We start from the raw sequence: 13,240 nt of genomic DNA on the forward strand, positions 1-13,240 counted from the left end.
TTCGAAATTGACCGAATCACTTCATCGGCCCCGCGGGTGCTTCGAGCGCTCGCGGGGTTCGTTGTATCTCGGATATTACAACACCGACCAGCACCGTCACGCCCCCCAGAATAAACATCGGTCCCAGCCCCTCCCCTAACCAGAAATAAGCTACGATACTGGCAATGATCGGCTGGACATTTTGATAAACCGCCGCTCGTGAGGCATCCAGATACTTGATCAACCAGAACCAGATAACATAGACGATCAATGAAAGACCGACAGCCATATAAGCCACAGCCCCCCATGCGCCCCAGTTGGTCTGACTGTAATCGAACTTGATTGCATGATAAACGCCAAACGGGAAATAGAGCACCGACCCGCAGGCGACCGAATAGGCGGTAAGACGCAACGCTCCATACTGCCGCACCATGGTTTTACCTAAAACGGTATAATATGCCCAGGCTACGACCGAGACTACGATAATCATATCCCCCATCAAATACTCCGTGCCCACCTTGATCGCTCCCACTGACATCACCATCACCGCGCCGATCAAAGCCAAAGCGATTCCGAAAACACGAAGCCACAGGAACTTCTCGTCAAGATGAATCATCGCCAGGATATAAACCCAGATCGGGGTAGTGGCAAACAACACCGCTCCATGACCGGCAGCGGTCAGCGATTGCCCGTACAAAAAGAGTGTCTGATTGAGAGGAATAATAAGGATACCCAGCAGCCAGATTTTTGGCCAGTCCCGGCGTGCGATCGGCGTGCCGTATTTTTTCGTGCGTGTCAGCCCGAGCAGAATCACCGAGGCCAGCACGAAACGATAAAATGCGAATGTAAAAGGCTCTATTATCGCCAGCCCGTACTTGGCGACCGGGTATGCGAACGACGCCACCGACTGCTGGACAGCTATTGCCGCCAGTAAAAGGCCGAATGACTTACTATTTTCGCTCACGCACCGCCGCCGCGCCAAATCCCTCTGGGAGTGTTGAAATACTTCTTCTACGGCGGAGACAAGCCCCGCCGCTACGCCTCAAAGAACCTTAACCTCGCGTAGCGGGCGGCCTTGCGTCGCCCGCATTACGATTGTAGTTTGCAGAATATCCGCACTTAGGATTTCTTCACCAAAGCCCTCTTACAGGAGCCCCCGATGATAACCGCCGTCGACCGGAATCGATGTCCCGGTAATATAAGCGGCTTTGTCACTGGATAGAAACGTGATCAACGCCGCCAGTTCTTCCGGTTGCCCCACCCGTCTCGCCGGGATGTTGGCCGCGATTCCATCAATAATCTCCTCGGGACTTTTCCCCGCTTTTTCGGCGCGGCTTTTCGCCAGGTTAATCAAGCGCTCCGTCGCCGTATACCCCGGGCAAACACAGTTGAACGTGATACCCTTATCGGCATACGTGTTGCTCAACGTCTTGCACAAGCCGGTAACCCCGGCGCGGGTGGCGTTGGATAACACCAACTCATCGACCGGTTGAAACACCCCGACTGAGGTTATGTAGATCACACGCCCCCAGCCCTTTTTGATCATGCCGTCAAGCACGCCGCGAGTCAGACCGACCGCTGAATGTAAAACCAGGTCGGTCGCATCACGCCAGGTTTCGGCCGTATGATCCAAAAACGCCCCCGGAGGCGGACCTCCGGCGTTGGCAACCAGAATATCAACTTCACCCGCTGAGGCCAGGATGTTGTTCACATCAACGATATTCGAAACATCTCCGGTCACCGTCTGTGGTTTGTGTCCGGTTGTTTTTTCTATCTTCTTAGCCGCCTCGTTGAGCCGGTCGCCATAACGACCGTTGATCGTTACCTCGACTCCTTCCATCGTAAGAGCAATCGCGGCCGCCATTCCCAGACCGGCTGAAGCACCGGTTACCAACGCCCGTTTGCCCTTGAGCCCCAGCTCCATTACCGCACGACTTCCACGATTTCGAACGGCAGCTCAGCCGCTGTTTTACAACCGCTCTGGAAATCGCAAACACGGAACCGTTCGTTCGGGGAATGGATATTGTCGTCCTGCTGACTGAGACCGATTAATAGCGTGTCGATACCTAGAATCTTCTTGAAATCACCCACGACCGGAATCGAACCGCCCTCCATGATCAAAACCGGCTCCTTACCGAATCCTTTTTTGATCGATTTCCGGGCCGCTTCGAGCCAGATACTATCGATCGGAACTTTTACCGCACCGGCTCCGCCGTGCTTGTCTACCTTTACCGTGACCGATGCCGGGGCAATCTTTTTGAGATATTTCTCGATCTTGTTGCAGATATCCATCGGCTTCTGGTTGGCCACCAGACGCATCGTAATCTTGGCCGAAGCCCAGGCCGGAATGATCGTCTTGGCGCCTTCGCCCTGGTAACCGCCGGTAATGCCGTTGACATCACAAGTCGGCCGAGCCCAGGAACGTTCGTAAACGGAATACCCTTTTTCACCCTGGACCGCCTTCGCTCCGGTTTCCTTGAGGTACCCTTTCTCGGAGTACGGCAGCTTCTTGAACTCTTTGCGTTCCGCGGGGGTCAGCGGCTTGACGTCGGCATAGAAACCCGGAATGGCAACCTTGCCGTTTTTGTCATGCAGCTTGCTGATCATATCACAAAGGATATTGACCGGATTGCCGACCGCACCGCCGTAAGAACCGGAATGCAGATCGTGGCTGGGGCCATGCACGAACACCTCAACCGAGGCAATCCCGCGCAGGCCGTATGTTACCGCCGGATGAGTCCGGTCAAACTGGCTCGTATCGGATATCACACAGACATCCGACGCCAACATTTCTCTGTGCTCCTTAAGGAATCGCGGCAGATTGGCCGAATGGCATTCCTCTTCTCCCTCGATCAACATTTTGACGTTGATCGGCAGCGTGCCGTCGGTTTTCAAAATGGCTTCGAGGCCTTTGATTTGTGCGAATACCTGTCCTTTGTCGTCGGCCGAACCGCGCGCCAGGATATATCCGCCTTTGATGACCGGCTTGAACGGGGGGGAATTCCAGAGATTAAAAGGCTCTGCCGGCTGAACATCGTAATGGCCGTAGTACAGCACCGTGGGAAGCGACTTATCAACCTTGTATTCGGCGAACAACAGTGGGTGTCCTTTGGTCGACATAACCCGAGCCTTGAAACCGATTTCCGTGAGATGATTCTTAAGCCATGTGGCGCACTTGTGCATGTCCTTTTTGTGTTCTGACTTGGCCGAAACCGAAGGAAAGCGCAACAGTTCGAACAACTCGTTGAGCGCCTTTTTTTCATTTTTCTTCAGATATTGAATTGCGGTCATCATCTATCTCCTGTGTCTTTGATCCCAGATTTGAGGCAGAATATAGCGTTGCTGTTGTCGGCTGTAAAGCGTTTCTATCGGTGATGTTGGTGGGCGGCAGACTTTGTGTCTTACCCTTTGCAACCGCGGAATCTGTCCTCTCTGAATCCTGCAAAATAACTCGCGAATAATCCAACCGTGTTGGTGGGCGGCAGACGTCTCGTCTGCCTCTTCAGCAGCACACCCTGGAGAACGCCTTTCCCGCGAAAGCGCGAATCCATCTTCGTCTTTTCAGTGCCCCACCCATTGGTCGGGACCTTCGAATCAAAACGAGATCCCCCACTCAACGTCACCCCGGCGGAGGGGTCTGTTGAAAAAGTCATACGCTCGGATATTCAGTAAAACACAACTGTAATGCGGGCGACACAAGGCCGCCCGCTACGCGAGGTTAGAGCTCTTCAATATGACTTGTCCTTACGTTCTCATCTTATAGAAAACGTAATCTTGAGCAGATCAGATTGAAAACAACCTGACCAACCATCAATGATTGGTGGGTTCTAATACGGACTCACCTTACGCGACGACCTTGGCAGGTCTCGGGGGAACCTTCTCTACTTCGCGATAATGATTCTGTTGCAGGTGTGAGAGCTAGTAATCCTTGCGACGGAAAATAAACACCGCCAGCACTGTCATGGCGGCGGCGAAAATCAACGACGAGTACAGCGGCATCCATTCGGCACCACCCTTCATCACCGCTGATTCGACCATATCGGAGATTTGAATTGTCTTTGGCCAGATGTAATACAAACCGCTGATTGCGTTCCGGAGAATGCTGTTGTCGATGAACGATCCGATTTCCTCATGGAAAACCAAAATCTGCTGCAGAACCCAGGTAACGAAAGCGGCCATGATGCTCAAAGCATTGGAACCGGTAACCATTCCGATTGTGATAGTGATGGAAAGCCAGATCAAAAGCGACAGCACATGAAGCATCAGCAACATCCACAGCTTGGCGCCGAACACCCCCACAACCGCTCCGGTTACGACCCAGATCACCAACACGCATGCGGTTACCAACAAAGAATAAACAAGCCAGATGCTGAGCATCTTCGAAATCAGCAGCGATCCGCGGGAGATCGGTTTTGACAGGAAATAATCCGCTCGGCCCTTTACCATCATCTTAGGGAAAATGCCCGCCGTTGCCAGCACCGAGAGAAACACCAACACATAAGCGAAGCGGTTGATACCCACCATGATCGGCCCGGCAACTTCCTCTCCCATTGTCTTAAGGTCAAGTTCCTGACCGTTGAAGTTCAGAGCCGCCGAGTTCGCCGCGATCACGATCAGAATCCCGATCACGGTCACTGCGGCGTAAATCCAGATAATCTTGCGATCCAGCATTTCGGCCAGGCTGTCGTGGAGGATTCCTCTCATTGAGCCGCTCCTTCCGGATGACTCGACACTGCCTCCATGAATGACTGCTCCAGCGTCACCGTAACCGGTTTGACCGATTTGATCTTTATTTTGTTCATACGGATATCGTCGATCACATCGTTGATTCGTTCGGGATCGGTCAACTCGACAATCATCAAACGGGATGCCATCGAGACTACTTTCCCCACCTCTTCCGGCAGCTTGATGATCTTATTCCCGAAATCAGCTTCGACCTCGTATTGACTGGCCCGCGAGGTCAACTCCGTCACCGTGGCGACCTTTATCAGACGTCCCCGGGAAAGAATCGCCACGCGATCGGCCACCGATTCTACTTCCGACAAAAGATGACTATTCAGAACGATCGATTTCCCCTCGGACCTGATTCGTTTCATAACTTCACGAATCTCGGTGCGGCCTACCGGATCAACCCCGTCGGTCGGCTCATCCAGGAAAAGCACATCGGGATCCGGCATCATGGCCTGGGCCAGACCGATACGTTGCAGCATCCCCTTGGAGAACTTGCGAATCTTGACACTGGCCCATCGTTCCATCCCTACCAGCTTGAGCAGTTCATCAGATCGTTCATCCATTTGCTTCTGACTCATGCCGTGCAACCGACCGGTCAACTCCATCAGACCCAGCCCGGTCAAATGGTCGGGAAAACGGTGGTTCTCCGGAAGATACCCGACCTTAACCCGCGACCGAGGATTACCGGGAGGGAAACCGTCGATCGTAGCTGTACCGGAAGTAATCGAGGTAATACCCAGCAGCACTTTAAGCATCGTCGTCTTACCGGCGCCGTTGGGACCGAGCAGGCCGAATATCTCTCCCTCGGAAATCGAGAGACTGACACTGTCCAGCGCCACGATATCTCCCTTCCGCATCCCGGTGGAGTAAACTTTGGTCAGATCCTGTACGTCAACAATCGTCATAGGCTTTTCTACGAACTAACTCCGGTAAGGTTGCCTGGGGGGGAACGCCCCCCGGTTCCCTGGATTAATATCTCAGACTTTGAAGCAGTCTATCCTCCGCGATATATCTCCGCAAGTTTGTATTTGGAGAAAAAAAGCCGACGCCCGGAATCGAACCGAGGACAGGCTGATTACAAATCAGCTACTCTACCAACTGAGTTACGTCGGCTTTGCAAAGATTCGTCGTCAAATAAGGCTTTATCGGACGCTTGTCAAGTACGACCTGCTAGGCCTTACGTTTCCAGCGCACGCCTTGCGGAGTATCCTCCAGAACAATCCCCTGGGCCAGAAGTTCATCACGGATTTGGTCCGCTTTGGCGAAATCCTTTGCCTTGCGAGCCTGTTGACGCTGCTCGATCAATCCTTCGATCTCGTCGTCAATCGACGCCGCTTTGGCGGTCAGATTGAGCACGCTGTCGAAGCGAGCCATCAGCTTCAGCGCCCGATCTCGTTCTTCGACCGAAAGTTTACCGGCTGCCTCAGTGCGGTTGATATCGCGAATAAATTCGAACACCGCCGCCAGCGCCGGTGAAATGTTGAGATCATCGTCCAGAGCTGTCTCGAACGCCTCGGCAGCTTGCTTCATATAACCGTCGGCGGAACCATCCGACTCACCGCCCGCGTACGCTTTGAGGTTGGTCAGGAAATCGTTATAACGCTCCACCGCCTTCGCGGCCGCATCGAGGCCGTCGAACGAAAAATTGAGCTGCTGGCGATAATGCGTCGCCAGGAGCAAATACCGAATCGCCAGCGGGGCGTATCCCTTTTCGAGAATGTCGCGCAGGGTGAAGAAATTCCCGAACGACTTGGACATCTTTCGTCCCTCGACGATCAGGAATTCGGCGTGGAGCCAGTAGTTGACGAACTTCTGCCTGAACGCTCCTTCGGACTGAGCGATTTCATTCTCGTGGTGCGGGAACATGTTATCGACCCCGCCGGTGTGAATGTCAAACGTCTTGCCCAGATATTTGACACTCATCGCGGAACATTCGATATGCCAGCCGGGACGACCTTTGCCCAACTCGGTTTCCCAATAGACGTCGCCGTCCGCTTCGTCCCACGCCTTCCAGAGCGCGAAATCCGACACCGAATCTTTCTCGTATTCATCGGCCGCCACCCGGGCGCCGTGCTTCAACCCGGCCATATCGAGATTGGCCAGCTTACCGTAATCGGGAAATCCTGATATCTTGTAATACCAGTTGCCGTCCACTTCGTAAGCCAGCCCGTTCTCTTTGAGCAACTTGATGATCTCGACCATCTCGTTGATGTGATCGGTCGCGGCTGGGTAATACTCCGCCCGTTCGATCCCGAGCGTATCCAGATCCTCGAAAAAGGCGTCGACAAACTGCTTCGTCCAATCGTTGAGGGCCACACCGTGGGCTTGAGAATCACGGATGGTCTTGTCGTCGATATCCGTCAGGTTCATCACCTGGACTACTTCGTAGCCTTTGTATTCAAGATACCGGCGCAGCAGGTCCTCGAAGATGTAGGAACGGAAGTTGCCGATATGGGCGAAATTGTAGACGGTCGGGCCACAGGTGTACATCCGGACCTTTCCCGCCTCGATCGGCTTGAACTCTTCCACCTGTCGGGTCAGACTGTTTTTGAACCTGAGCGCCATGGTCGTCTATACCTCCGTAAATGATTTAACCGTCTTCTTGTCGAGCTTTTTGATCACCTCGACAACAAGCTTTACCGTATTATCATAATCGGTACGATTCATGATTGCATTATGGGTATGAATGTACCGCGTCGGCGGGCCGATGTAGATCGTCGGCACACCCAGCTGGGACTTGTGAATCGAGCCGCCGTCGCCGCCGCCCCGAGCCATATAGGACAAGTTGTACGGTATTTTTTTCTCTTCGGCAGTGTCGATAATCAGATCGCGGAACCGCCGATTCGGTACCATCGAGGCATCATAGATAAAAATCGAGGGCCCCCCGCCCAACTTCTCGACTTTCTTATAATCCTTTGGCGGGACATCCTGCGCCACACCGACGTCGATCGTGAAACAAACATCCGGATCGACCAGATGCGCCAGCGTCATGGCGCCGCGCAATCCGACCTCTTCCTGAGCCGAGCCGCCGGCGTAGATCGTGTTCGGATGTTTGACCTTGCCGAAAGATTTGACTACATCGAGCGCCACCATACAACCCATGCGGTTGTCGAACGCTTTGGCCAGGTAGTTTTTCTTGTTGCCGAGAATCGTGAATTGGCTGTCCGGTGTAATCGGATCGCCTACCCGTACCCCCAACTTCTTGGTGATATCGTAATCTTCCATCGTGCCGACATCGATAAACATATCCTCGATCCCGAGCACCTTCTCGCGCTCTTTCGGATCAAGAAGATGCGGCGGCGTCGAACCTACTACACCGATCACCATCCCCTTGGAAGTATGCACCCGCATCCGTTGCCCGAGCGCCACATGTCCCCACCAGCCGCCCAGCGGCAGGAACTTGATAAAACCTTCCTTGGTGATTTCTTTCACCATGAATCCGATTTCATCCATATGTCCCTCGACCAGCACCCGAGGCTCATCGCTGGTGCCTTTCTTGCGGCCGACGGTCGAACCCATTTTGTCATGAAGAATCTCGTCGACATTACCTTTTAACTCGCGAACCATTATTTTACGAATGTCGTCTTCGAAACCGGGGACACCATCGGCCTCGGTCATTTCCTTAAATAGCTTTTCGGTTTGGTCCATAACCCGTCCTATCGTGAAATGATTCATCTTCTGCGGCGGTTCCAACAGGCTCTAAGTATAAAACGACCGGCGGTTCAGGTAAACGGAAAAATAGCCCCCCCGATCGTGGAATCATATTGTCTTAAAATTCGAAATGGCTGTCCAGTTCCGGCAGGTTGTTGATCTTTCGGATGTTATAAGACATATCCGGCGGATATTCTCGATCCTTGTGAACCTTAAGAATAGCAGGCATTCCGATTTCGGTCGGTCCCTGGACATCCTCAAGATAACGATCGCCGATATAAACACACTCCCCCGGAGCGAAACCGGCGAGATTGGCCGCCTCGTAGAAAATCGCCGGGTGTGGTTTTCGCACTCCAAACGTCGAGCTGAAAATCTTGAAATCGAAAAAACCGGCTAAGCCGAACCGCTCCATCTCGGCAATATGTGCCCGGGGAGGAAACACTGTGTTCGACACCAATCCGACCACAGCATACCGGGATCGAATTTTCTCCAGTACTTCTACGACATCATCCACTGCATACAGATATTTGGCGATATTTTCGTAATAAGCGTCGAAGAATTCGTCAATAAAGGCCTCGTCGTACTCCACACCGAACTCGTCCAACACTCGCCCGGCCACCTGGGGTACAGTCCACTCGACCAGACTTCTCGCCGCCGTATCCTGCAACGATTCCCGAATTGCCTGAAATTTACCGTAATAAGTGGCTTCATCCGGGATTTCACGGCCTTGCTTGATCAACCATAATCGGGTGTTCTCGACACACTCGACATTGACTTCCTCCCAGGTAGTCGACGGATATTCTACCAGCGTCGACCCGAAATCGAAAATGATTGCCTTGGGTGTCAGTTTATCCAAATCAGTCTTCTTTCTTTCCTACCGCAGCATCCAGCAACATCTGTATCAATCGGTCGAACTCTATCCCGGCCGCCCTGGCCGCCATCGGAGCCAGTGAAAGATCGGTCATGCCGGGTAAGGTGTTCAACTCCAGGCAATAAAAATCGCGGTTTTCCTGAAGGATAAAATCGACTCGGGCCAGTCCGGTCGCACCGATTACTTCATACGCCTTGCAGGCGGCATCCTGGAGCCGCTCGGCGATTTCCGAGTCTATCTCGGCCGGAGCCATATAACTCGTCATCCCCTTGGTATACTTGGCTTCATAATCATAAAGCCCGGACTTGGGGATAATTTCCACCACCGGAAGCGGCTTGCCGTTCAACACCGCGACGGTCATCTCACGGCCCTTAATATATTCTTCGATGAGGATATTGCGCGACTCCTCGGCTGCCGTCACGATGGCCGGGTGCAAATCCTCGACATTGTCAACTTTCGTCAATCCAACCGTGGAGCCGCTGTCGTTCGGCTTGACGATCAACGGCAACGGCATCGTTTCCGCTATCTCGCGTACCACTCCATAAGGGACAAATTCATCCTGGAGTCGGTAAAGACGATACTCCGGCGTCTTAATTCCCACCGACTGAAACAACCGTTTGGATATAGCCTTGTCCATCGCTACCGCTGAAGCGGTCATTTTGGAACCGATAAAGGGCACTCCGGCCAACTGCAACAGAGCCTGAATCGATCCGTTTTCTCCGGCGCCGCCGTGCAGGGCGATAAACACACATTCGATGTTGGGAAAGTCGGGACGATGCAGGACATCGGTCAACGACATCGTAATCGATCGGGTAGGAATCGGCCCTGTTTCTCCGGTTTTCACATGGCTGATAAACAGCGGTTCGGCTTCGAGCATCGACCGGCCCGATAATGGATCCATGACCAGGACATCGTGCCCCAGACGCTTGAGCGCCTTATACACCGACTCGCCCGAGGCCATCGAGACATCTCGTTCACTCGATTCACCACCGGCCAGCAGTAATACTTTCATCGAAGACTCTTCCTTCTGACAGATACTACCTTGGCAACTACCAGGCCGATCACCACGACCACCACTATCGGCCAGACGATCATATTGTACGTGCGGACATAATAAAGAATGCGATCGATATTCTCAACCAGTTTGATCGCGACATACATCAACAATGCAGTAAAAATGACATAGCTTATCGAAGAGAACAAAGCCATTCGCCCCGAGGGGTACTTCCCGATTCCGGCGGCAATCGCCAGCACCGACCGCATACCGACCACGAACCTTGAGGCCACTAAAATCAGCCAACCCCATCGAGCCAGTTTTTGCTCCACCACCACGACGTCTTCGGCTGAAAAGTACTTGTAATCGTGGCGGATAAAAAACTCCCGACCGGTTCGGCGTCCCAGCAGATACAGGATCATAACCGATCCCATTCCTCCCGCTATCACCGTTAGAAAAGCCGGTACCAGGCTCAGTCGCTCAATCGCCACCAGCCCCCCCGCAGCAAGAATGAACGTATCCCCCGGAAAAGGGGGAAAGAGATTTTCCACGAAACAAGCCAGAAATATCACACTGTAAACCAGCCACGGTCCGAATGAAAAGATATAGTCGAGAAACTCGTTAATTTGAGCCAGATCGTAGTGCATGGAGATCGCCTTAGTCAACCAGTTCTATCAGGCAGACCGCTGACGCTGCGATCCCCTCTTCGCGGCCGACAAATCCCAATTTCTCGGTGGTCGTGGCTTTGATATTGAGCCGCTTGACATCGAGCCCTATGATCGGAGCAAGACGTTCACGCATCGCCGGGATATGAGGCTTGAGTTTGGGGCGTTCCGCCATGACCGTCACATCGACATTGACTACCCGGACACAACCGGCCGCCGTTATTTTCTCCATGACCCGCGCCAGCAGATCGGTCGAGTCGGCATCGGCAAAGCGAACATCGGTCGGCGGGAAATGAAGACCGATATCTCCCAAACCCGCCGCTCCCAGGAGCGCATCCATAATTGCATGGGTCAGGACATCGGCATCGCTGTGCCCGGCCAGCCCTTTTTCGAACGCAATTTCAATCCCGCCTAAAATCAGCCTGCGCTCCGCTACCAGTTCGTGGACGTCGAATCCATGACCGACACATATTTCAGCCATCAATTTCTTCCTTCATTAGTGCTTCCACCAGCTTGAGATCGATCGGGGTAGTAACCTTGAAATTGGGGCCGCTCGGTTCCATCACTCGCACTTTGAATCCACCGGCTTCCAAAAGCGAGGCATCATCGGTGTATTTCTCCAGGCCTTCCTGCTCAGCCCGGCGATAAGCTTCCATGATCAGATCGTACTGGAAAACCTGCGGCGTTTGAGCCTGAAATATCTTTTGGCGATCCAGAGTAGCCAGGATGTAACCGTCCTTCACCCGCTTAATCGTGTCCGTAGCCGCAACGGCGATCATCGCCGCTCGCTCCCGATGAGCCAACTCAACCACGCGGTCGATATCCTGCGGAAGAATCAGCGGCCGGGCGCCGTCATGAATCGCTACATAACCGGTCGAGATCGGCAGCGATTTGAGTCCTCTCAACACCGATTCAGCCCGCGTCTCTCCGCCCACCACGATTTTGGTCACCTTGGAGAAAGAAAAGGGATCGATAATATGGTCGCCGATATGCAGGAGATATTCTTCGGGAGCAACGACTACGATATTGTCTATTGAGACTGCCTTTTCGAACCGGCTGACCGCCCACGACAACAGCGGTCGCCCTAAGACATGTCGAAACTGCTTGGGGACTTCACCGCCGAACCGAACCGACTTGCCCCCGGCTACGATAACTGCTGCCGTTTTCATGGCTCGCAATATAGTCGACCCAGGTCACTGTCGCAACGATGTTGATAGCTTCGTACAACCGGGGATTAGACGGTTGTTTCCTCGACCTTGGTTGACTCCGTTGCCGCCGATTTGGGTTCCTGATTCTCCGGCTGGAAAACAATCTGTACGATATTACGGCTGACAAGCGTCACCCCTAAAGACTCTCCGTAATACCGCCCCACTCCCTTGATCAAACCGACCATGAGGTCAATCAGCCCTCGATGAGATTTGTAGGTCATGTGGAGAGTACAATCGTCTTTCCATTCATAATCAAACCGCGGCGGCCGGGCATTGGCCATTGTCCGGGTCATATTGACATGGACATCATCCATTGCCAGAATAAACTGCCGGGCAGTACTATGTCTCTGGAAAAACTGCTTGTACATCACCTGGCTGTAGACATTGACCCAATAATCACCAAAGATATTTGAAATCTCCGCCAGGGATAATTTCTGCCGAGTGCATACTGCCGTGATAATAGCCAGGACGCTTTCGTCGTCGATATCCGATATAGGCATGAATATGGTATTCCGTCTGAGACCGGCGTCTTCGATCGCAGCCTTCCATTCTTCCTGACCGTACTTGTCTGTTACCAGGTCCTGAAGACATTTGATAATGGTTCCCTTCATCAGCCGAATCTCCTGTGTTAACGCTTCATCTGTAACGGAAGAAGTACACCACCCGATGTTACCACCGAGAATTTCAAATCCCTCCCTGCATTTTTACCATTCGGTAAGGCTCTCCATTCTCTCAAGAACGAGTCCACCAATCCACCCCACCTTTACTTATATTATCGGCAAATCAGGCTGTTTTTTTCACGAAGACCAGGTAAGCCAGGCTCCTTGTAACCTGACACGGTAGAACCTCCGTAGCGCGGGATCCCCGTGATCCCGCGCCGTAAGAGCCAACCGTCTATTTCGTGGGGCGGCAGACGTCTCGTCTGCCCCTGCAGCAGCCACCTCCCAGGGAACGTCTTCCCCGCGAAAGAATCCATCTTCGCAGGTCCGGCTCCTTGCAATCTGACACAAGCCCCTTAGCGCGGGATCCCCGTTGATCCGCTCCCTTTCCCTCGCAACGCCCCATTCTATAACACTTTTGTCTTGCAAAAATCCGACGTCAATCCGTTATTATTAGTACACAGGAAAGGAGGTGGTCGAGT

The 13,240-nt window shown here is 53.0% G+C and carries 13 protein-coding genes and 1 tRNA gene; all 14 read right to left on the reverse strand.

Translation table 11 applies throughout. The features are described from left to right. Positions 1-16: 16 nt before the first annotated feature. Positions 17-943 (reverse strand): EamA family transporter, encoded by a 927-nt coding sequence (locus tag PLF13_07295; GenBank protein ID HOP07078.1) that lies wholly within the window; start codon positions 941-943, stop codon positions 17-19. A 180-nt stretch (positions 944-1,123) separates the two neighbouring features. Continuing rightward, a complete protein-coding gene (locus tag PLF13_07300) occupies positions 1,124-1,903 on the reverse strand; it encodes an SDR family oxidoreductase (GenBank protein HOP07079.1) in 780 nt (259 codons plus the stop codon). Further along, on the reverse strand, positions 1,903-3,273 hold the full coding sequence (locus PLF13_07305; protein HOP07080.1) for a dipeptidase: 1,371 nt from the start codon (positions 3,271-3,273) through the stop codon (positions 1,903-1,905). Before PLF13_07305 ends, PLF13_07300 begins: the two co-directional genes overlap by 1 nt. A gap of 624 nt (positions 3,274-3,897) precedes the next feature. Further along, entirely contained in the window at positions 3,898-4,683 is a 786-nt protein-coding gene (locus PLF13_07310) for an ABC transporter permease subunit (protein HOP07081.1), read from the reverse strand. Beyond that, the gene (locus PLF13_07315; GenBank protein ID HOP07082.1) at positions 4,680-5,615 is read right to left on the reverse strand and encodes an ABC transporter ATP-binding protein; all 936 of its coding nucleotides are present in this window, start codon (positions 5,613-5,615) and stop codon (positions 4,680-4,682) included. Before PLF13_07315 ends, PLF13_07310 begins: the two co-directional genes overlap by 4 nt. Before the next feature lie 135 nt (positions 5,616-5,750). Continuing rightward, positions 5,751-5,823: transfer RNA gene (locus PLF13_07320), tRNA-Thr, on the reverse strand. Between the two features lie 57 nt (positions 5,824-5,880). Next, positions 5,881-7,275 (reverse strand): cysteine--tRNA ligase, encoded by a 1,395-nt coding sequence (cysS, locus tag PLF13_07325; GenBank protein ID HOP07083.1) that lies wholly within the window; start codon positions 7,273-7,275, stop codon positions 5,881-5,883. Between the two features lie 6 nt (positions 7,276-7,281). Continuing rightward, complete coding sequence (locus PLF13_07330; protein ID HOP07084.1) at positions 7,282-8,358, reverse strand: M42 family metallopeptidase; 1,077 nt, start codon at positions 8,356-8,358, stop codon at positions 7,282-7,284. 121 nt (positions 8,359-8,479) lie between these two features. Then, complete coding sequence (locus PLF13_07335; GenBank protein ID HOP07085.1) at positions 8,480-9,217, reverse strand: HAD family hydrolase; 738 nt, start codon at positions 9,215-9,217, stop codon at positions 8,480-8,482. 1 nt (position 9,218) lies between these two features. Further along, complete coding sequence (locus PLF13_07340; protein ID HOP07086.1) at positions 9,219-10,244, reverse strand: D-alanine--D-alanine ligase; 1,026 nt, start codon at positions 10,242-10,244, stop codon at positions 9,219-9,221. Further along, the gene (locus PLF13_07345; GenBank protein ID HOP07087.1) at positions 10,241-10,873 is read right to left on the reverse strand and encodes a DedA family protein; all 633 of its coding nucleotides are present in this window, start codon (positions 10,871-10,873) and stop codon (positions 10,241-10,243) included. The genes PLF13_07340 and PLF13_07345 overlap by 4 nt, the downstream gene beginning before the upstream one ends. 10 nt (positions 10,874-10,883) lie before the next feature. Then, positions 10,884-11,372, reverse strand: coding sequence for a 2-C-methyl-D-erythritol 2,4-cyclodiphosphate synthase (gene ispF, locus PLF13_07350; protein HOP07088.1), 489 nt, complete (start codon positions 11,370-11,372; stop codon positions 10,884-10,886). Beyond that, entirely contained in the window at positions 11,365-12,060 is a 696-nt protein-coding gene (gene ispD, locus PLF13_07355; protein HOP07089.1) for a 2-C-methyl-D-erythritol 4-phosphate cytidylyltransferase, read from the reverse strand. The genes ispF and ispD overlap by 8 nt, the downstream gene beginning before the upstream one ends. 65 nt (positions 12,061-12,125) lie before the next feature. Beyond that, positions 12,126-12,710, reverse strand: a complete 585-nt coding sequence (locus PLF13_07360; protein HOP07090.1) for a heme NO-binding domain-containing protein — start codon at positions 12,708-12,710, stop codon at positions 12,126-12,128. Between the last annotated feature and the right edge of the window lie 530 nt (positions 12,711-13,240).

Source organism: Candidatus Zixiibacteriota bacterium (assembly GCA_035380245.1).
Classification (GTDB): Bacteria; Zixibacteria; MSB-5A5; order GN15; family FEB-12; genus DAOSXA01.